Genomic DNA, 19,474 nt, shown 5'->3' with positions numbered 1-19,474 from the left:
TCGCCTAGAAGTCCTCGTCGAACCCGACCGAGCCCTCGACGGCGACCTGGTACGCCGACGGCCGGCGCTCGAAGAAGTTCGTCAGTTCCTGGACGCCCTGGAGCTCCATGAAGGAGAACGGGTTCTCCGAGCCGTAGACCGGGGCGAAGCCGAGCCGCTGGAGGCGCTGGTCGGCGACGCACTCCAGGTACTGGCGCATCGAGTCGGTGTTCATGCCGGGCAGGCCGTCCCCGCACAGGTCGCGGCCGAACTGCAGCTCCGCCGCGACCGCCTCCTTGAGCATGTCGGTGACCTGCCGCTGGAGTTCGTCGTCGAAGAGGTCGGGCTCCTCCTTGCGGACGGTGTCGACGACCTCGAACGCGAAGTTCATGTGCATGGTCTCGTCGCGGAAGACCCAGTTGGTGCCGGTGGCCAGGCCGTGCAGCAGGCCGCGGCTGCGGAACCAGTACACGTACGCGAAGGCGCCGTAGAAGAACAGGCCCTCGATGCACGCCGCGAAGCAGATCAGGTTGAGGAGGAAGCGGCGGCGGTCCGCCTTCGTCTCCAGGCGGTCCAGCTTCTCGACCGAGTCCATCCACTTGAAGCAGAACTGCGCCTTCTCGCGGATGGAGGGGATCTCCTCGACCGCGTCGAACGCGGCGGCGCGGTCGTCCGGGTCGGGGAGGTACGTGTCCAGGAGCGTCAAGTAGAACTGGACGTGCACGGCCTCCTCGAACAGCTGGCGCGACAGGTACAGGCGCGCCTCGGGGGAGTTGATGTGCTTGTAAAGGGTGAGTACGAGGTTGTTCGAGACGATCGAGTCACCCGTCGCGAAGAACGCGACCAGACGGCCGATCATGTGCTGCTCGCCCGGCGACAGCTTCGCGAGGTCGGCGACGTCCGAGTGGAGGTCGACCTCCTCGACGGTCCAGGTGTTCTTGATCGCGTCCCGGTAGCGCTCGTAGAAGTCCGGGTAGCGCATGGGGCGCAGGGTCAGCTCGAAGCCCGGGTCGAGCAGGTTCTTTTCGGCGGAAGACGTCATTACTGGCAGGCCTCGCAGGACTCGGGGTTTTCGAGGGAGCAGGCGACGGCGTCGGGGTCGGCCACCTGCTGGACGGGGATGGGGGCCGCGGACGCCGCGCGGGCGATCCGCGTCGCCGGGCGCGAGCGCAGGTAGTACGTCGTCTTCAGGCCCTGCTTCCAGGCGTACGCGTACATCGACGAGAGCTTGCCGATGGTCGGCGTCTCCATGAAGAGGTTCAGGGACTGCGCCTGGTCGAGGAACGGCGTACGGGCCGCCGCCATGTCGATGAGGCCGCGCTGCGGGATCTCCCACGCCGTGCGGTACAGGTCGCGGACGTCCTGCGGCACCCAGGTGAAGCCCTGCACCGAGCCGTTGGACTCGCGCAGCGCCTCGCGGGTCTGCGCGTCCCACACGCCGAGCCGCTTGAGCTCCGCCACCAGATAGGAGTTGACCTGGAGGAACTCGCCGGACAGGGTCTCGCGCTTGAACAGGTTGGAGACCTGCGGCTCGATGCACTCGTAGACGCCCGCGATGGACGCGATCGTCGCGGTCGGCGCGATGGCGAGGAGCAGCGAGTTGCGCATGCCGGTCGCGGCGATGCGCTCCCGCAGGGCGGCCCAGCGCTCCGGCCAGGTCAGCTCGACGTCGTAGTGGTCGGGGTGCAGGACGCCGCGCGCGGTACGGGTCTTCTCCCAGGCCGGGAGCGGGCCGTTGCGCTCGGCCAGGGCGGCGGACGCCTCGTACGCGGCGAGCATGATGCGCTCGGCGATCCGCGTCGACAGGGCCTGCGCCTCGGGGGAGCCGAAGGGCAGCTTCAGCTGGAAGAAGACGTCCTGGAGGCCCATCGCGCCCAGGCCCACCGGACGCCACTTGGCGTTGGAGCGGCCGGCCTGCTCGCTCGGGTAGAAGTTGATGTCGACGACGCGGTCGAGGAACGTGACGGCGGTGCGCACGGTCTCGTCGAGGCGCTGCCAGTCGATGTCGCCGGTCGCCGTGTCGACGAACGCGCCGAGGTTGACCGAACCCAGGTTGCAGACCGCCGTCTCGCCGTCGTCCGTGACCTCCAGGATCTCGGTGCACAGGTTCGAGGAGTGCACGACGTTGCCGGGCTCCGCCGTCTGGTTGGCGGTGCGGTTGGCGGCGTCCTTGAAGGTCAGCCAGCCGTTGCCGGTCTGCGCGAGGGTGCGCATCATGCGGCCGTACAGGTCCCGGGCGGGGATGGTCCGCTGGGCCTTCCCCTCGGCCTCGGCCTTGCGGTACGCGGCGTCGAACTCGTCGCCCCACAGGTCGACGAGCTCGGGCACGTCGGCCGGCGAGAACAGCGACCACGGCTGGTCGGCGTTCACGCGGCGCATGAACTCGTCGGGGATCCAGTGCGCGAGGTTGAGGTTGTGGGTGCGCCGGGCGTCCTCACCGGTGTTGTCCCGCAGCTCCAGGAACTCCTCGATGTCGGAGTGCCACGTCTCCAGGTAGACGGCCGCGGCGCCCTTGCGCCGGCCGCCCTGGTTCACGGCCGCGACGGACGCGTCGAGGGTCTTGAGGAACGGCACGATGCCGTTGGAGTGCCCGTTCGTGCCCCGGATCAGCGAACCACGGGAGCGGATGCGGGAGTACGAGAGTCCGATGCCGCCGGCGTGCTTCGAGAGGCGGGCCACCTGGTGGTAGCGGTCGTAGATGGAGTCCAGCTCGTCGAGGGGCGAGTCGAGGAGGTAGCAGGACGACATCTGGGGGTGCCGGGTACCGGAGTTGAAGAGCGTCGGCGACGACGGCAGGTAGTCGAGGCGGCTCATCAGGCGGTACAGGGAGGCGACCTCGTCCAGGGCACGCGTCGAGTCGTCCTCCGCGAGCCCGCACGCGACGCGCAGCATGAAGTGCTGCGGGGTCTCGACGACCTGGCGGGTGATCGGGTGGCGCAGCAGGTAGCGGCTGTGCAGGGTGCGCAGGCCGAAGTAGCCGAAGCGGTCGTCACCGGCGACGTCGATCAGCGCGTCGAGCCGCTCGGCGTGCAGGCGCACGAACTCGGCCGTACGGTCCGCGATCAGGCCCTCGCGGTGGCCCACCGCGACGGACCCGGAGAACGAGGTGACGCCCTGCGAGGCGGCCTCGGCAGCGACGCTGATCGTCAGGAGCCGTGCCGCGAGCTTGGAGTAGACCGGGTCCTCGGAGATGAGTCCGGCGGCCGACTCGGTGGCGAGGGAGCGCAGCTCCGCCTCGTCCGCCGCGGCGGACCGGCCGCGCAGCGCGGCGGCGGCGACCCGGCCGGGGTCGGCGTCGGGGAGGTCGGCGGTCAGTTCGGTCAGGGTACGCAGCAGCGCGGTACCCGGGCTGTCCTCCGACTCGGACTGCGCTGTGGCCGGTTCGGCGGGCGCGATGGTCACGTGGGGCTCTCCCTCGCTCGGCTGTGGGCCTGACGGGGAGGAGGGCACGGGGGCATGGCGGGGCCCGCGTCGCCGGCCCACTCCACGAGACCCGGACGTCGTCATGCCCGGGCCGGACGGCTCGGGCGTGCTGTCGACAGGTCCTCGGACTCGCGTATGCGTGCATACGTACACCGTTGCGGGACAGTTCCGGACTTGCACCGGATTCCCCTGCGGCGACAGCGAGCATGAGCATACATCTTGTGCTGGCCGTGGAACGCAGCCCCACATCTTGTGTCGACTAGGGTGGCGGCCGAACTGATGGCCGAGCAGGGGGAGGCGCCGTGCGAGGTGGGGCGCGAGGGCGTGGAGCGGGCTGTGCCGCGGTACTGCTGATGCTGGTCGCGGGATGCGCAGGCGGTGAGGCCGGTGGCGCCGATGGGCCCGACGGGTCGGGGCGGCGGCCCTCGGCACCCGGCGTCGACGGCTCGGCGGATCCCGGGAAGGTCTTCACGGACGCCGAGTTGGGAGCCGTACTCCTGCCGGCGCAGTCCGTCGGCGACGACGCGACGGCGAACGAGATCTCCCTGGGCCTGTTCGACCGGCACTTCGGCGGCGGCGACTGGAGCACCTGCGCCGCCGGCCGGGACGCGCGCGGGGAACTGGTGCGCATGAAGGGGGCCAGCGCCGAGCGGACGGTCCGTCCGGACCCCGCGGCGACGAGCGACGACGCCCCCTTCGTCTTCGAGCGCCTGGTCTCGATGCCGGCCGCCCGCGCCGGGCGGTATCTCGAACTGCGGCGCGCGCTCCACGACGCGTGCGGCCGTGTCACGGTCGACACCGACGCCGCCCCCGTAGTCGAGCACCACGAGGCCCGGCCGCTCGCGGACCTGGGCGACGAGGCGGTACTGGAGACGACGCGCACGACGGGCGGCGACGAGTTCGACGGCACCCCGCACTACGAGGTCGAACTGCGGGTCGGCGGCGTCCTGGTGACGGTGGGGGCGGGCACGGACAGGGCCCTGACGCTCTCCTCGGCGGCCGAGGCGGCCCAGAGGGTCAGGAAGGACCTCTACGGCGCCTCGTGAGCCCCCTGGGGCTCCCCAAGTACGCCGACGGGCCCTAGTACGCGGACGGGCCGCCGGATTGCTCCGGCGGCCCGTCCAGTCGTAAGGGAGTTGGAGAGTCGGGAGTCGGGTCAGTGCCCGCCCGCTCCCGCCGTCGCCTCCGGCAGCTCCGTCAGGACGCCGGGGTCGCCCGCGTCCGCCGTGTAGTCCCCCGGAGAGGTCTCGTCGACGCCCTCGGGGGCCTTGAACGCCTTCAGGGCGAAGGTGAGGACCACCGTCACCGCCACGTTCAGGACGAACGCCGTGAGGCCGATGTAGCCGATCTCGCCGATGCCCGGGATCTCCTTGGCGCTGCCGCCGAAGTGCTTCTGCGTCGGGGAGGCGACCCCGTACGCGGCGAACGTGCCGTAGACCATGCCGACCGCCCAGCCGGCGAGCAGCGCCCAGCGGTGGAACCAGCGCGTGAACAGGCCGCCGACCAGGGCCGGGAAGGTCTGCAGGATCCAGATGCCGCCCAGGAGCTGGAAGTTGATCGCGACCGTCTTGTCCATGGTGAGGACGAACGCGAGCGCGCCCACCTTCACCAGGAGCGAGACCAGCTTGGAGACCTTGGTCTCCTGCTCGGGGGTCGCGTCCGGCTTGATGAAGTCCTTGTAGATGTTGCGGGTGAACAGGTTGGCCGCCGCGATGGACATGATCGCGGCGGGGACCAGCGCGCCGATGCCGATGGCCGCGAACGCGACGCCCGTGAACCAGTCGGGGAACATGTTCTCGAAGAGCTGCGGGATCGCCAGCTGCCCGTTCTGCACCTTGATCCCGGCCGCGATCGCCATGAAGCCGAGCAGCGCGAGCAGGCCGAGCATCAGGGAGTACAGGGGCAGGATCGTGGTGTTGCGGCGGATCACGTTGCGGCTGCGCGAGGACAGCGTCGCGGTGATCGAGTGCGGGTACATGAAGAGCGCGAGGGCGCTGCCCAGGGCGAGCGTCGCGTACGTCCACTGTCCGGCCGGGGCCGGGGCGAGCCCGCCGACGGGCTTGCCCGTCGCGGGATTCGTCGCCGAGAACTTCTCGTTCGCCGCGTGGAAGATGGCGTCGAAGCCGCCCAGCTTGATCGGGATGTAGATGATCGCGACGGCGATGACGAGGTAGATCAGGCCGTCCTTGACGAACGCGATCAGGGCGGGCGCCCGCAGACCCGACGAGTACGTGTACGCGGCGAGCACCGCGAACGCGATGAGCAGCGGCAGGTCCTTGACGAACCAGTTGGTCGACTCGTCGCCGCCGACGCCCATGACGTCGAGGACGGCCTGGATGCCGACGAGCTGGAGCGCGATGTACGGCATCGTGGCGAGGATGCCGGTGACGGCGACCGCCAGGGACAGGCCCTTGGAGCCGAAGCGGCCGCGCACGAAGTCGGAGGTCGTCACGTAGCCGTGCTTGTGGGAGACGGACCACAGGCGGGGCAGGAACGTGAAGATCAGCGGGTAGACGAGGATCGTATACGGCACGGCGAAGAAGCCGGAGGCGCCGGCCGCGTAGATCGCCGCGGGGACGGCGACGAACGTGTACGCGGTGTAGAGGTCGCCGCCGAGCAGGAACCAGGTGACCCAGGTGCCGAACGACCGTCCGCCCAGGCCCCATTCGTCGAGGCTCTGCTCGTTCTCGGCCTTGCGCCAGCGCGCGGCCAGGAAGCCCAGGACCGTGACGGCGAGGAAGAAGAAGATGAAGACGCCGAGCGCGACGCCGTTGACTCCGCCGTTCATGCCTTGCCGCCCGTCTTCCGGGCGCGCTGGTCACGCTGCCACAGCTTGTACGCGATCATCGTCAGCGTGGTCGAGATGAGGACCCACAGCATCTGGTACCAGTAGAAGAACGGGATGCCGATGAAGGCCGGATCGACCTTCGCGTAGGAGCTCACCCAGAGCATCGCCACGAACGGCGCGACGAGGCACAGGGCAATGACCACGCGGACCGGTGTGACGACCGGCCGTTTCACTTCAGGCGCATCCGACATACTGCGGTCCGTCCCCTCGCTGAGCCCGCTTGCTTATCTCACGCTTAACGGTGGGGAAATCTAGGCGAGGATCTTGCCTTATGGAACCCCCGTCCGGATAACGGACATCGCGCGGCCGACATGTCGTTCATAGGCTGACTCGTCGGCCGGCGCGGGTCGTTGGGGCGGTTCGGGGTCGTGTAGGGGTCGCGTCCGTAAGGCCGCCAGCCCGTAAGTCCGTCAGTCTGTCGGGCGCTTCAGGCGGGCCACGAATTTGTAGCGGTCGCCCCGGTACACCGAGCGCACCCACTCGACGGGCTGCCCGGCGCCGTCGATGGAGTGACGCGACAGCATCAGCATCGGCAGACCCACGTCGGTGCCGAGCAGGCCGGCCTCGCGCGGGGTGGCCAGGGAGGTCTCGATGGTCTCCTCGGCCTCGGCCAGGCGCACGCCGTAGACCTCGGCGAGCGCCGTGTACAGAGAGGTGTACTTGACGAGCGAGCGGCGCAGCGCCGGGAAGCGCTTGGCCGACAGGTGCGTCGTCTCGATGGCCATCGGCTCGCCGCTCGCGAGACGCAGCCGCTCGATGCGCAGCACGCGCCCGCCCGTGGTGATGTCGAGCAGCCCGGCGAGGGTGTCGTCGGCCGTCACATATCCGATGTCCAGGAGCTGGGACGTGGGTTCCAGGCCCTGGGCGCGCATGTCCTCGGTGTACGAGGTCAGTTGCAGCGCCTGCGAGACCTTGGGCTTGGCGACGAACGTGCCCTTGCCCTGGATGCGTTCGAGCCGGCCCTCGACGACCAGCTCCTGAAGGGCCTGGCGCACGGTCGTGCGTGAGGTGTCGAACTCGGCGGCGAGGGTGCGCTCGGGCGGGACCGGGGTGCCCGGGGGCAGCGTCTCGGTCATGTCCAGCAAGTGCCGCTTCAGGCGGTAGTACTTGGGCACGCGCGCGGTGCGGCCCGCTGCCGGTGCCTCCGCCGTCGTGGCGCCGCCCGCATCGGTTCCGCTGCTGCCCGCATGGGTGCCCATGGCCCGCCTTCCCGGCTCCTGTGGTGCTGCCGTCACCGGCTCCTCCGTCTGTTGCGGCTCACATCGTGGCACGGCCCTGCCCGGGAGGGCCGTGCCCCCTCAGGTGTCGGTCCGATAACGGACGCGGGAGCCCTTCCGGCGCACCCTTGACACCCCTAAAGGTCTAGGCCAAGCTCCCGGTTACTGGTCTACACCATTAAAGACCAGGTCCCAGTCCCACGTGCAGTACCACGTCGAGTTTTGTTGTGCGTTGGTTCGTCGTGTTCGTCGTTGTGGGCGGGCGGTTGCTGGCATCCCTGAGGAGGGTGACGTGAAGCGCAGGCTCATCGCGGCTATCGGTGTCGCGGGCATGTTGGTTTCGATCGCGGCGTGCGGCAGCGGTGACGGCGGCGGCAAGGACGAGAAGGCCGGCGCCGACGGCTACAAGGGGCAGACGCTGACGGTGTGGGCCATGGACGGCTCGACGCCCGACACCTGGCAGAAGGACGTGACGGCGGCCTTCGAGAAGAAGACCGGCGCCAAGCTGAAGATCGAGATCCAGCAGTGGAACGGCATCCAGCAGAAGCTCACCACCGCCCTGTCGGAGCAGAACCCGCCGGACGTCTTCGAGGTCGGCAACACTCAGACCCCCGCCTACGCCAAGACCGGCGGCCTCGCCGACCTCGGTGACCTCAAGTCGACCATCGGCGCCGACTGGGCCGAGTCGATGAACAAGTCGGCCGTCTCGGACGGCAAGCAGTACGCCGCCCCCTGGTTCGTGGTCAACCGCGTCGTCATCTACAACAAGAAGATCTGGGCCGACGCCGGCATCAAGGACCTCCCCAAGACGCGCGACGAGTTCTACAAGGACCTCCAGGCCATCGGCAAGAAGACCGACGCCGAGCCGATCTACCTGCCCGGCCAGAACTGGTACCACTTCGTCGGCCTGACCATCGGCGAGGGCGCCGAACTGGTCAAGAAGGACGGCGGCACGTACGTCTCCAACCTCGCCGACCCCAAGGTCGCCGCCGCCATGGAGACGTACAAGAAGTTCCAGGCCCTGTCCAAGGCACCCAAGGACAAGGACGAGGCCACCCCCCAGCAGGCCGAGGTCTTCGCCAAGGGCAAGACGGGCGCGTTCATCGGCATGGGCTGGGAGTCCGCCCTCGCCATCAAGGCCAACCCGAAGATCGAGAAGGAGATCGGCTACTTCACGATCCCCGGCGCCACCGCGGACAAGCCCGAGGGCGTCTTCCTCGGCGGCTCCAACCTCGCCGTGGCCGCGGGCAGCAAGAAGCAGGGCCTCGCCAAGGAGTTCCTGAAGCTCGCGCTCTCCGACAAGTTCGAGGGCGAGCTCGCCAAGGAAGGCGGCGTGATCCCCAACAAGGAGGCGCTGCAGTCGAACCTCAAGGGCAACGCGGCCGCCGAGGCCGCCGCCCCCGCCGCGGCCGGCGGCGGCACCACCCCGCTGATCCCGGAGTGGGCCCCGGTCGAGAACGCGCCCAACCCGATCAAGACCTACATGACCGCGGTGCTGAAGGGGAAGTCCCCGGCCGCCGCCGCCAAGCAGGTCGAGGCCGAGTTCGACAAGCGCCTCTCGCAGAAGCAGTAGCAGTAGCAGTACCGGCCTTGACGGGGTGGAGGGAACGGGCTCGTGTTCTCCACCCCGGCGGCCCACGGCGTCCCGGCAGGCCCAGAAAGAGGAATGGCGACCATGACCGTGCAGACCGAACGGCCGCCCTCCGGCCCGGCGGTGGCCCTGAAAACGGACGGCGGGGGACCCGCCCGGCCGGGGAAACGGGCCGGCGCGCTCGCGCCGTACCTGCTGCTGCTCCCCGCCGTCGCGGCCACCGTGCTCCTCCTCGGCTGGCCGCTCGTCAAGGACGGGCTCCTGTCGTTCCAGAACCTCAACATGGGGCAGCTGATCCAGCACGTCACCGAGTGGAACGGCTTCGACAACTACCAGGAGACGCTGACCAGTCCGGACTTCTGGCGGGTGACCGGGCGCTCCCTCGTCTTCACCCTCGTCAACGCCCTCCTGACCATGGGGCTCGGCACCCTCGTCGGCCTGCTGCTCGCCCGGCTCGGCAGGCGGATGCGCGTCCTGCTCCTGGTCGGGCTCGTGCTGGCCTGGGCGATGCCCGTCGTCGCCTCGACCACCGTCTACCAGTGGCTGTTCGCGGAACGCTTCGGCGTCGTCAACTGGGTCCTCGACAGGCTCGGTCGGCACTCCATGGCCGACTACAGCTGGACGGGCAGCCAGCTGTCGACATTCTTCGTCGTCACCGTGCTGATCGTCTGGCAGTCGGTCCCCTTCGTCGCCATCAACCTCTACACCGCGACGACCACCATCCCCAAGGAGCTCTACGAGGCCGCGTCCCTCGACGGCGCCGGCCCCTGGAAGAGCTTCCTCTCGGTCACGCTGCCGTATCTGCGCCCGTTCCTCTACGCGACGACGTTCCTGGAGGTCATCTGGGTCTTCAAGGCGTTCGTCCAGGTCTTCAACATCAACGGCGGCGGCCCCGACCGGCTCACGGAGATCCTGCCCGTGTACGCGTACATCGAGGGCGTCGGCAACCAGCACTTCGGCATGGGCGCGGCGATCGCCGTCCTGACCATCCTGATCCTGCTGGCCCTGACCGCGTACTACCTCCGCATCGTGCTGAAGCAAGAGGAGGACGAGCTGTGAAGCGCTCACTCTTCGGCCGCGCCTGGCCCAACGTGACGGCCGTGATCCTGTTCGCCGGCTTCGTCTTCCCCGTCTACTGGATGTTCTCGACGGCGTTCAAGCCGACCGGCGACATCATCAGCGAGAACCCCGTCTGGTTCCCCACCGACATCACCTTCGAGCACTTCAGGACGGCCGTCGGCGCCGACCACTTCTGGACCCTGGTCCGCAACTCGGTCACCGTCACCGTGCTCGCCGTCGTCTTCTCGCTGCTCATCGGCCTGGCCGCGTCGTTCGCCCTCGCGCGCATGCGGTTCAAGGGCCGCCGAGGCTTCGTCATCGGGTTCATGCTGGCCCAGATGGCGCCCTGGGAGGTCATGGTCATCGCGATCTACATGATCGTGCGCGACGCGTCGATGCTGAACAGCCTCGTCCCGCTGACCCTCTTCTACATGGTGATGATCCTGCCCTTCACCATCCTCACGCTGCGCGGCTTCGTCGCCGCGGTGCCCAGGGAGCTGGAGGAGTCCGCGATGGTCGACGGCTGCACCCGCGCGCAGGCCTTCCGCAAGGTGATCCTGCCGCTGCTCGCGCCCGGCCTGATGTCGACCTCACTGTTCGGATTCATCACCGCCTGGAACGAGTTCCCGATGGTCCTCGTTCTCAACAAGGCGCCCGAGGCACAGACCCTGCCGCTGTGGCTCTCCAGCTTCCAGACCGCCTTCGGCGACGACTGGGGTGCGACCATGGCCGCGTCCTCGCTCTTCGCGATCCCGATCCTGATCCTCTTCGTCTTCCTGCAGCGCAGGGCCGTCAGCGGCCTCACCGACGGCGCCGTGAAGGGATAACACCGCCAGATGACGACACTCACCGCACGCGGCACCGACACCCTCACCCGTGACGCGCTCACCGTCCTGCAGCCCGGCTTCACCGGCACCACCGCCCCGGACTGGCTGCTGCGCCGCCTCGGCGAAGGCCTCGCCTCCGTCGGCCTGTTCGGCCGCAACATCGCCTCCCCGGAGCAACTCGCCGCCCTGACCGCCCAGTTGCGTGCCGAGCGCCCGGACGTCCTGGTCGCCATCGACGAGGAGGGCGGCGACGTCACCCGGCTCGAAGCGCGCTCGGGCTCGTCCTTCCCCGGCAACCACGCCCTCGGCGCGGTCGACGACGCCGAACTCACCCGGGCCGTCGCCGCCGAACTCGGCCGCCGCCTCGCGGCCTGCGGCGTAAACCTCAACTGGGCGCCGTCCGCCGACGTCAACTCCAACCCGGACAACCCCGTCATCGGCGTACGCTCCTTCGGCGCCGACACCGCACTCGTGTCCCGGCACACCGCCGCCTACGTCACCGGGCTCCAGTCCGCCGGCGTCGCCGCCTGCACCAAGCACTTCCCCGGGCACGGCGACACCGCGGTCGACTCCCACCACGACATGCCCCGCATCGACGTGGACCTCGACGTGCTGCACGCACGCGAACTCGCCCCGTTCCGCGCGGCGATCGAGGCCGGCACCCGCGCGGTGATGAGCGCCCACATCCTCGTCCCCGCCCTGGACCCGGACCGCCCGGCCACCCTCTCGCACCGCATCCTGACCGGCCTCCTCCGCGAGGAACTCGGTTACGAGGGACTGATCGTCACCGACGGCATGGAGATGCGGGCCATCTCCGCCACCTACGGCATCGAACGCGGCAGCGTCCTCGCCATCGCGGCCGGGGCCGACGCCATCTGCGTCGGCGGGGGACTCGCGGACGACCTCACGGTCCGGCGGTTGCGGGATTCCCTTGTCATGGCGGTGCGCGCGGGCGAACTGCCGGAGGAGCGTCTCGCCGACGCGGCCGCGCGGGTGCGGGCGCTCGCCGCATGGACCTCGGTGCCGGGCGCGGCCGAGCACTCGGGGGGCGCGCCCGGCACCGAGATCGGCCTGGTCGCTGCGCGCCGGGCGGTCACCGTCACGCGCGGCGCCCACGCGGCCCCGGTCACCGAGCCGCCGTACGTCGCCGCCTTCACGCCGGTCGCCAACATCGCCGTCGGCGACGAGACACCGTGGGGCGTCGCGGCCGAACTGGAACGCCTGCTCCCCGGCACGGAGACCGGCAGCTTCTCGGGCCAGGACGCGGGGGCCGCGGCGCTTGCGGCGGCGGGGGAGCGGCGCATGGTCGCCGTGGTCCGCGACGCCCACCGTCACGCGTGGATGGCGGCGGCCCTGGACACACTCCTGACGGCCCGCCCCGACACGGTGGTTGTCGAGATGGGCGTCCCCCAGGCCCCACCGAGGGACTCCCTGCACGTGGCGACACATGGCGCGGCCCGGGTCTGCGGCTTGGCGGCCGCCGAGGCCATCACGGCACGCTGACCTCTTGGTTTGTGGGCAGGCGTTCCGCACGGCGGAACGGGTGGGCACAAACCACCCACGGCCCGCTGCCGCAGAACGAACGCCGGCCACCCCACGACGGGGCGGCCGGCGCTGTCACACTCACCGAGCCGTTAAAGCCCCTGCCAGGCCGGCTTATTGGCATAGGTGTGCCGGAAGTAATCCGCCAGCTTCAACTTGGACGCCGCCGCCTCGTCGACGACAACCGTCACATGCCCGTGCAACTGCAACGCCGACGCCGGCACCACAGAAGCCACCGGCCCCTCCACGGTCGCCGCCACCGCATCCGCCTTACCCTCACCCGTCGCGAGCAGCACCAGATGCCGGGCTTCGAGAATCGTGCCGATGCCCTGCGTGATGACATGCCGCGGCACCTGATCCAGGTCGCCGTCGAAGAAGCGTGCGTTGTCCGCGATGGTCTGCTGCGTCAGCGTCTTGATCCGCGTACGGGAGGCGATCGACGAGCACGGTTCGTTGAAGCCGATGTGCCCGTCCGTGCCGATGCCGAGCAGCTGGAGATCGACGCCGCCGGCCGACGCGAGCGCCTCGTCGTACGCGTCGCAGGCCGCCTGCACGTCCTCGGCGCTGCCGTCCGGGCCCATGAAAGAGCCCTCGCTCAGGCCGAGCGGCTCGACGACCTCGCGCAGCACCGTCGCCCGGTAGGACTCGGGGTGCCCGGTCGGCAGACCCACGTACTCGTCGAGCTGTGCGATACGCGCCTTCGAGGCGTCGACCTCGCCGCGGCGGACCTTCGCCGCGAGCGCCTCGTAGATGGGCAGCGGGGTCGAGCCGGTGGCCACACCGAGCAGGGCGTCGGGCTTGCGTCGCAGCAGCTGGGCCATCGCCTCGGCGATGAGCTCGCCGCCTGCCTGGGCGTCCGGGACGATCACAACTTCCACGCTGGGCCTGCCGATCTGGTCGAGAGGGTGATGCTGCGCATGTGGTATAGACCAATCTAGCAGAGGCGGCCCGGTCGGTCACGGGGTGTGTACGCCCCCATCTGCCCATGCTCGGCGCTCCCCGCTCCGACGGCACCTCGAACCCGTCGCACATCCGGGCGGGCTTCGCCGAGGGGGAGTTTCCGCCGGACACCGACGCCGCCGCTCTGGCACGCTATGGGGGGGCGGGCTTCCAGAGAATGTCGCCCCGCGAAGTGACCGAGGCGAGAACCGAGAGCCAACGACAAACATCGACGAACATCGTCCAACGCATAGACATGACAGAATGGTCTAGTCCACAATGCGATGGTAAAGCCTCCGCCCTCCCCGCACAGGAGGGCGGACCGAGGAGCCGGCGCTCTCTGCCCTGACTGCGGCGGGTCCTCACACGGCCGGACGGGACCGCACACCCGACGGCCGTTGCAACTCCGGGCTGCGGTGCCGGGAGGGCTGAGGGTCCCTCCCAGGCGCCGCGGCCCGCGGGTGTCTCCGGGCCGGTGTCGTCACCTTCCCGTCCGCCGGGCGGCTCTAGTGCCCGTACGCGCCAGGTACCCTCGGCTCCGTGCCCTCCATGAACGACCTCGTACGCCAGCACACGGCCCTCGGTGACACCGACCTCGAGTGGCTCCACCTGCTGGTCTCGGAGTGGCAGCTGCTCTCCGACCTCTCCTTCGCCGACCTCGTGCTGTGGGTCCCGACCCTCGACGGCACCCGCTATGTCTCCGTGGCGCAGATGCGGCCCAACACCGGCCCCACCTCCTACCAGGACGACATGGTCGGCCACCTCGTCCCGCGCGGCCGCCGCCCGATGCTCGACGTCGCCCTCGACGAGGGCCGCATCGTCCGTGAGGGCGACCCCGAGTGGCGCGAAGAGGTCCCGGTCCGGGTCGAGTCCATCCCCGTACGCAGGGAGGGCCGCGTCCTGGGCGTGATCGCCCGGAACACGAACCTGCTCACGGTCCGCACCCCGTCCCGCCTCGAACTCACCTATCTCCAGTCGGCCTCCGACCTCGCCCAGATGATCGCGGCCGGGTCGTTCCCGTTCCCGGGCCAGCAGGTCGACATGGACGCCTCGCCGCGCGTCGGTGACGGCCTCATCCGCCTCGACGCCGACGGCGTGGTCCAGTACGCGTCGCCGAACGCGCTCTCCGCCTACCACCGCCTCGGCTTCTCCGCCGACCTCGTCGGCCACCACCTCGGCCGGACGACGGCTGAACTCGCCCCGTCGCGCGGCCCCGTGGACGAGGCCCTCGCCAAGGTGGCCAGCGGCTGGGCGCCGCGCGAGTTCGAGATCGAGGGGGAGGAGGGGTCGATCCAGCTCCGCGCGATCCCCCTCAAACCCAAGGGCACCCGCATCGGTTCGCTCGTCCTGCTGCGCGACGTCACCGAACTGCGCCGCCGCGAACGCGAGTTGATCACCAAGGACGCGACCATCCGGGAGATCCACCACCGGGTGAAGAACAACCTCCAGACCGTCGCGGCCCTGCTGCGCCTCCAGGCCCGCCGCATCGACTCCGACAAGGGCCGCGAGGCGCTGGAGGAGGCGGTCCGCCGCGTCGGCTCCATCGCCATCGTCCACGAGACGCTGTCCCAGAACCTGGACGAGCGCGTCGAGTTCGACGAGATCGCCGACCGGGTGCTCGCCATGGTCGCGGAGATCTCGCCCGGGGTGGTCACGGGCCGGCGTACCGGGCGCTTCGGCATCCTGGACGCCGAGGTCGCGACGCCGCTGTCGATGGTCCTCACCGAGGTCCTGCAGAACGCGCTCGAACACGGCTTCCGGCAGGGCGACACCGGCACGGTCGAGGTCTCCGCGGTGCGCGGCGGCACCACCAAGGACGCCCGTCTGCTGATCACGGTGACCGACGACGGGGTGGGCCTGCCCGAGGGCTTCGACCCGAAGCGCGCCGGCAACCTCGGCCTGCAGATCGTGCGCACCCTGGTCGAGGGCGAGTTGAGCGGATCGTTCGACATGGTCCCGGCGCCCGGCCGCGGCACCCAGGTGATCCTCGACATCCCCATCGTCGCTGCCAAGTAGCCGGCCGCCGGCGACGGACCGGCAACTGGCGGCCGGGCGAGCATCACCACATCCGCAATCGCCACATCCGCAAACGACAGTGAGCCCCGGACCGTGTGGTCCGGGGCTCACTGTTCGCATTGCCCGGGTCTACATCCCGGGCGGAGCCTGGGTGGAGCATCGGGGGTACTGCGCGCTGCGGCTCGGGGGCGGGAGTTGCGTACTCGCTGTACGCGCCGCCGGGCTCAGGCTCGTGGGGGGCGTGGGCGTCAGGCGCTGGCCTGGCGTGCACGGTTGCGGGCGGCGCGACGCTTCATGGCGCGGCGCTCGTCCTCGCTGAGGCCACCCCAGACGCCGGAGTCCTGGCCGGACTCGAGCGCCCACTGCAGGCACTGCTCCATGACGGGGCAGCGGCGGCAGACGGCCTTGGCTTCCTCGATCTGCAGCAGCGCAGGACCGGTGTTGCCGATAGGGAAGAAGAGCTCGGGGTCTTCTTCGCGGCAAACGGCGTTGTGACGCCAGTCCATGGCTGCTACCTCTCCTTGGTATTACGTGCGGGTTGCTTGTGAATGTGAACGCTTTCACGAATCCCCTGACAACGGAAGGGACCTACGTCACATATGCGACGATGTCCTATGCGTTGAAGGAGGGGGTTCGGGCTCTCTGTGGGGCCGATGTTGCGGGCCGTCCCGAGCGCCATGTAGAGATTCGCAAACCTCGGCGGCGGATACAACCCCTTCAGGAAAGTTTTTTTTGATTCCTCGGTGTCGGCTAGGTCACAGCCGTACTTCCATGGGGTGGATCCTGGCCCAAACGTTCGAGATGAAGGACTTCAGGCTCTTCCACTCACACAATCACACGCAGTGCACGGCGTACGCCTGTGAACGTCACGCTAGTCCGCAGCCCCAGGTGGTCACCGTCCATCTGGAGGGGCAGGGGAACCTTCGATTGCAAGGTGAAGTCGGTCAGGTCGTGCAGGGTCACGGCGTTCTTGCCGTGGGGGCCCCGGTCGGGCGTGGAGGTGAGCAGCTGGGTGCCGTAACGGGCCACCGAAGAGGCCGACAGTTTCTTGAGTCCCAGCAGGTCAAGGCCGGTGTCGAAGGATGCCTGAGGGGAGGCGTAGAGCGGCCTGTTCCCCAGGTATGACCATGGGGAGGTATTGCAGACTATCGACAGGACCAGACCGGTGACGGGGTCCTCACCCGGCCGGTCCACCGTGATCGAGCCGTGCCGCCGGTCGTGTTCCCCGAGGAACTGGCGTACGACCTGGCGCAGATACAGCGCGTGCGTCGAACGCTTTCCGAGCTCGCGCTGCTGTTCGACCCGGCCGATCACGCCTCCGTCGAAGCCGAGGCCGGCACAGAACGTGAACCAGCGCGACGGGACCGACTCGTCCTCCGTGCCCGGGGTGCCGCCCGCGCGGCCCAGGCCCACCGTGCGCTCCCGGCCCTCGCGCAGCGCGTCCAGCAGGGCGCCCGTCGCCTCCACGGCGTCGTTGGGCAGGCCGAGGGCGCGTGCGAAGACGTTCGTGGAGCCGCCGGGGACGACGGCGAGGCGGGGGAGGCGGTCAGGGTCGGGGCCGTGGTGCAGCAGACCGTTCACGACCTCGTTGACCGTGCCGTCGCCGCCGAGGGCGACGACCAGCTCGATGTCCTTGCTCTCCGCGGCCTGCCGGCCGAGGTCCCTGGCGTGCCCGCGGTACTCCGTGGTGATCGCGTCGAGCTTCATCTCGCTCGCGAGCGCGTGGATCAGCACGTCACGCGTGCGCGCACTGGTGGTGGTTGCCGCCGGGTTGACCACAAGAAGTGCACGCATGCGAAGCAGGGTACCTACCGAGTGGTACTCGGCCCAGACCGAGGTAGGAGTCGGGTAAGAGTCCGGGCGCCGGTGGCCGTACCCGCGGCGGCGGGGTCGGGGCCGGTGAGGGCTACCCTGCTGGGGTGAGTTCTGAGCAGAATCCCGCCCCCGACACCGAAGCGACCACCGGCGACGGCCCCCGCCCCGGACGGCTGACCGCGGCCGCGGCGCTTGCCGGGCTCGAAGGGGCCGCCCTGCTCGTCGGCGGCGTCTACATGCTCGTGATGGGTCTCGCGGGTCACCCCGACAACCCCGAGCAGGCCGTGACGGGCGGTGTCACACTCGCCGTCCTCGCGCTGCTGCCGCTGATCGCGGCGCGCGGCCTCCTGAAGCGGCGCAGCTGGAGCCGGGGGCCCGCGATCATCACGCAGATCATGGCCCTGCCGGTCGCCTACACGCTGCTCCAGGCCGACAGCCTGATGATCCCCGGCGGCATCGCGCTCGCCGTCGTCGCCGTGACGGCGCTCGTGCTCCTGGTGAACCCGGCGACCACGCGGGCGCTCGGCATCAGGACCCCGGGCGCCCCCGGCGACGTACAGAAGTAGACGGTCTGCAGAAGCAGACGATCTACAGAAGCAGACGATCTACAGAAGCAGACGATCTACAGAAGCAGACGGCCTACAGAAGTAGACGGTCTCACTCCTCCACGAGGAGCTTCTCCCTGAGCTGGGCCAGGGTGCGGGCCAGCAGGCGGGAGACGTGCATCTGGGAGATGCCGACCTCCTGCGCGATCTGCGACTGCGTCATGTTCCCGAAGAAGCGAAGGAGCAGGATCCGCTTCTCGCGCGGCGGCAGGTCCTCCAGGAGCGGCTTGAGGGACTCGCGGTACTCGACGCCCTCCAGCGCCTCGTCCTCCGAGCCCAGGGTGTCCGCGACCGCCGGCGACTCGTCGTCCGTGTCGGGGACGTCCAGGGACAGCGTGGAGTACGCGTTGGCCGACTCCAGGCCCTCCAGGACCTCCTCCTCCGAGATCGCCAGCTTCTCGGCGAGCTCGTGGACCGTGGGGGAGCGGCCGTGCAGCTGCGACAGCTCCGCCGTCGCCGTGGTCAGCGCGAGACGCAGCTCCTGCAGCCGCCGCGGGACGCGCACCGCCCAGCCCTTGTCGCGGAAGTGCCGCTTGATCTCCCCGACGACCGTCGGCGTCGCGTACGTGGAGAACTCCACGCCGCGCTCCGGGTCGAACCGGTCCACCGACTTGATCAGGCCGATCGTGGCGACCTGGGTCAGGTCGTCGAGCGGCTCGCCGCGGTTACGGAAGCGGCGGGCCAGGTGCTCGACGAGCGGCAGATGCATACGGACCAGCTGATTGCGCAGGTCCGCGTACTCCGGGCTGCCGTCCTGCAGGGTGCGCAGCTCGATGAACATCGCCCGCGCGCCGCTGCGGTCCCGCGGGTCGTGCCGGCGCTGCTGCTCACCGTGTCGCTCGTGCTCGCTCATCCATCCCGCCCGTCGCGCGTCCGGTCCCGCGGAGATCTTCTCTCCGCCGGCCGGCTCTTCCTGCTCCGACGCATCGGCCACCGCCGCCGGACCCGGCCGGTCCAGGTCCGCGGGGTCCGCGGGGTCCTGGGGGTGTGGCCGGGCCTGCTGTTCGGGGATGCCGCCGGTCAGCCGCTGCATCCCGTCCCCGCCGTCGGCCGGGAGGTCCTGTGTGCCGTGTTTCTCGTCCCGCACCGGCCCGTCCCCGTCTCTCACGCCGGCCCGGGACCCGCGCCGCGCTGTTTGTAGAGGCTGATCGAGACGGTGTTGTCGTCGGCCACGGTGGAGTCCACCTTGCCCGCGAGGGCCGACAGCACCGTCCAGGCGAAGGTGTCGCGCTCCGGGGCGCGGCCGTCGGTGGTGGGCGCCGAGACCGTCACCTCCAGCGAGTCGTCGACGAGCCGGAAGACGCAGCTGAGGACGGAGCCGGGCACGGCCTGCTGGAGCAGGATCGCGCAGGCCTCGTCGACCGCGATACGGAGGTCCTCGATCTCGTCGAGGGTGAAGTCCAAACGCGCCGCGAGGCCGGCCGTGGCCGTCCGCAGCACCGACAGGTAGGCACCCGCAGCCGGCAGCCGGACTTCTACGAAGTCCTGATTCCCGGGCTCGCCTGCGATCTGGGACACCCTCACCTCCATGGTGGTACAAGCACTTTCGGGCTCCGGGGGGTTCGTCCCCCGGGGTGACGCGCTACGTGTTCAGCGGTGACGCTACCGCGCGC

17 protein-coding genes and 1 riboswitch are annotated in these 19,474 nt (G+C 69.8%); of the genes, 7 read left to right on the top strand and 10 right to left on the bottom strand.

The annotated features are described in order from the left end of the window. Window positions 1-4: 4 nt before the first annotated feature. Both EOT10_RS34410 and EOT10_RS34405 read right to left on the bottom strand, forming a co-directional pair. Complete coding sequence (locus tag EOT10_RS34410; protein WP_127832309.1) at window positions 5-1,021, bottom strand: ribonucleotide-diphosphate reductase subunit beta; 1,017 nt, start codon at window positions 1,019-1,021, stop codon at window positions 5-7. Further along, entirely contained in the window at window positions 1,021-3,381 is a 2,361-nt protein-coding gene (locus EOT10_RS34405) for a ribonucleoside-diphosphate reductase subunit alpha (RefSeq protein ID WP_127832308.1), read from the bottom strand. The genes EOT10_RS34410 and EOT10_RS34405 overlap by 1 nt, the downstream gene beginning before the upstream one ends. Before the next feature lie 118 nt (window positions 3,382-3,499). After that, a riboswitch (cobalamin riboswitch) is annotated at window positions 3,500-3,616 on the bottom strand. Between the two features lie 139 nt (window positions 3,617-3,755). On the opposite strand from EOT10_RS34405, the gene EOT10_RS34400 reads away from it, so the two are divergent. Then, complete coding sequence (locus tag EOT10_RS34400) at window positions 3,756-4,448, top strand: hypothetical protein (protein WP_127832307.1); 693 nt, start codon at window positions 3,756-3,758, stop codon at window positions 4,446-4,448. Between the two features lie 110 nt (window positions 4,449-4,558). Here the strand turns inward: EOT10_RS34400 and mctP are convergent, their stop codons facing one another. From mctP to EOT10_RS34385, 3 genes are all read right to left on the bottom strand, one after another. Next, window positions 4,559-6,190: a monocarboxylate uptake permease MctP gene (mctP, locus tag EOT10_RS34395; protein ID WP_127832306.1), complete on the bottom strand. Its 1,632-nt coding sequence runs from the start codon at window positions 6,188-6,190 to the stop codon at window positions 4,559-4,561. Beyond that, window positions 6,187-6,441: a DUF3311 domain-containing protein gene (locus tag EOT10_RS34390; protein ID WP_127832305.1), complete on the bottom strand. Its 255-nt coding sequence runs from the start codon at window positions 6,439-6,441 to the stop codon at window positions 6,187-6,189. The genes mctP and EOT10_RS34390 overlap by 4 nt, the downstream gene beginning before the upstream one ends. Window positions 6,442-6,660: 219 nt before the next feature. Next, window positions 6,661-7,449 carry a GntR family transcriptional regulator gene (locus tag EOT10_RS34385; protein WP_127832390.1) on the bottom strand — a complete coding sequence of 263 codons (789 nt, stop codon included), beginning with the start codon at window positions 7,447-7,449 and terminating at the stop codon, window positions 6,661-6,663. A 310-nt stretch (window positions 7,450-7,759) separates the two neighbouring features. Here EOT10_RS34385 and EOT10_RS34380 point away from each other — a divergent pair, with 310 nt between their 5' ends. From EOT10_RS34380 to EOT10_RS34365, 4 genes are all read left to right on the top strand, one after another. Then, on the top strand, window positions 7,760-9,040 hold the full coding sequence (locus EOT10_RS34380; protein WP_127832304.1) for an extracellular solute-binding protein: 1,281 nt from the start codon (window positions 7,760-7,762) through the stop codon (window positions 9,038-9,040). A gap of 102 nt (window positions 9,041-9,142) precedes the next feature. Further along, window positions 9,143-10,117, top strand: a complete 975-nt coding sequence (locus EOT10_RS34375; protein WP_127832303.1) for a carbohydrate ABC transporter permease — start codon at window positions 9,143-9,145, stop codon at window positions 10,115-10,117. Further along, window positions 10,114-10,944: a carbohydrate ABC transporter permease gene (locus EOT10_RS34370; protein WP_127832302.1), complete on the top strand. Its 831-nt coding sequence runs from the start codon at window positions 10,114-10,116 to the stop codon at window positions 10,942-10,944. The genes EOT10_RS34375 and EOT10_RS34370 overlap by 4 nt, the downstream gene beginning before the upstream one ends. Before the next feature lie 9 nt (window positions 10,945-10,953). Next, on the top strand, window positions 10,954-12,447 hold the full coding sequence (locus EOT10_RS34365; protein ID WP_127832301.1) for a glycoside hydrolase family 3 protein: 1,494 nt from the start codon (window positions 10,954-10,956) through the stop codon (window positions 12,445-12,447). Window positions 12,448-12,578: 131 nt separating this feature from the next. On the opposite strand, the gene nagB is transcribed toward EOT10_RS34365, so the two are convergent. Continuing rightward, on the bottom strand, window positions 12,579-13,364 hold the full coding sequence (gene nagB / locus EOT10_RS34360) for a glucosamine-6-phosphate deaminase (RefSeq protein WP_127832300.1): 786 nt from the start codon (window positions 13,362-13,364) through the stop codon (window positions 12,579-12,581). A gap of 610 nt (window positions 13,365-13,974) precedes the next feature. Here nagB and EOT10_RS34355 point away from each other — a divergent pair. Then, window positions 13,975-15,441: a sensor histidine kinase gene (locus tag EOT10_RS34355; RefSeq protein ID WP_127832389.1), complete on the top strand. Its 1,467-nt coding sequence runs from the start codon at window positions 13,975-13,977 to the stop codon at window positions 15,439-15,441. A gap of 248 nt (window positions 15,442-15,689) precedes the next feature. Here EOT10_RS34355 and EOT10_RS34350 read toward each other — a convergent pair whose 3' ends face one another. Continuing rightward, window positions 15,690-15,947 carry a WhiB family transcriptional regulator gene (locus tag EOT10_RS34350; RefSeq protein WP_016639615.1) on the bottom strand — a complete coding sequence of 86 codons (258 nt, stop codon included), beginning with the start codon at window positions 15,945-15,947 and terminating at the stop codon, window positions 15,690-15,692. Window positions 15,948-16,266: 319 nt separating this feature from the next. Next, complete coding sequence (locus EOT10_RS34345) at window positions 16,267-17,235, bottom strand: diacylglycerol/lipid kinase family protein (RefSeq protein ID WP_127832299.1); 969 nt, start codon at window positions 17,233-17,235, stop codon at window positions 16,267-16,269. 125 nt (window positions 17,236-17,360) lie between these two features. Here EOT10_RS34345 and EOT10_RS34340 point away from each other — a divergent pair, with 125 nt between their 5' ends. Then, the gene (locus EOT10_RS34340) at window positions 17,361-17,822 is read left to right on the top strand and encodes a hypothetical protein (protein ID WP_127832298.1); all 462 of its coding nucleotides are present in this window, start codon (window positions 17,361-17,363) and stop codon (window positions 17,820-17,822) included. Between the two features lie 91 nt (window positions 17,823-17,913). Here the strand turns inward: EOT10_RS34340 and EOT10_RS34335 are convergent, their stop codons facing one another. Then, entirely contained in the window at window positions 17,914-18,969 is a 1,056-nt protein-coding gene (locus EOT10_RS34335; protein WP_127832297.1) for an RNA polymerase sigma factor SigF, read from the bottom strand. Beyond that, a complete protein-coding gene (locus tag EOT10_RS34330) occupies window positions 18,966-19,379 on the bottom strand; it encodes an ATP-binding protein (protein WP_100595936.1) in 414 nt (137 codons plus the stop codon). Before EOT10_RS34330 ends, EOT10_RS34335 begins: the two co-directional genes overlap by 4 nt. Window positions 19,380-19,474 lie beyond the last annotated feature (95 nt).

This window comes from Streptomyces antnestii, assembly GCF_004005495.1.
GTDB lineage: Bacteria > Actinomycetota > Actinomycetes > Streptomycetales > Streptomycetaceae > Streptomyces > Streptomyces antnestii.
The sequence above is the reverse complement of the archived record's forward strand: the minus strand, read 5'-3'. Positions and strand labels throughout refer to the sequence as shown.

What these genes read in the sequence shown, in the direction of transcription:
- EOT10_RS34390 (WP_127832305.1), bottom strand. Translation starts at nt 6,441, where the DNA reads ATGTCGGATGCGCCTGAAGTGAAACGGCCGGTCGTCACACCGGTCCGC.
- EOT10_RS34410 (WP_127832309.1), bottom strand. Translation starts at nt 1,021, where the DNA reads ATGACGTCTTCCGCCGAAAAGAACCTGCTCGACCCGGGCTTCGAGCTG.
- mctP (WP_127832306.1), bottom strand. Translation starts at nt 6,190, where the DNA reads ATGAACGGCGGAGTCAACGGCGTCGCGCTCGGCGTCTTCATCTTCTTC.
- EOT10_RS34350 (WP_016639615.1), bottom strand. Translation starts at nt 15,947, where the DNA reads ATGGACTGGCGTCACAACGCCGTTTGCCGCGAAGAAGACCCCGAGCTC.
- EOT10_RS34355 (WP_127832389.1), top strand. Translation starts at nt 13,975, where the DNA reads ATGAACGACCTCGTACGCCAGCACACGGCCCTCGGTGACACCGACCTC.
- EOT10_RS34375 (WP_127832303.1), top strand. Translation starts at nt 9,143, where the DNA reads ATGACCGTGCAGACCGAACGGCCGCCCTCCGGCCCGGCGGTGGCCCTG.
- EOT10_RS34400 (WP_127832307.1), top strand. Translation starts at nt 3,756, where the DNA reads ATGCTGGTCGCGGGATGCGCAGGCGGTGAGGCCGGTGGCGCCGATGGG.
- EOT10_RS34365 (WP_127832301.1), top strand. Translation starts at nt 10,954, where the DNA reads ATGACGACACTCACCGCACGCGGCACCGACACCCTCACCCGTGACGCG.
- EOT10_RS34345 (WP_127832299.1), bottom strand. Translation starts at nt 17,235, where the DNA reads ATGCGTGCACTTCTTGTGGTCAACCCGGCGGCAACCACCACCAGTGCG.
- EOT10_RS34385 (WP_127832390.1), bottom strand. Translation starts at nt 7,449, where the DNA reads ATGGGCACCCATGCGGGCAGCAGCGGAACCGATGCGGGCGGCGCCACG.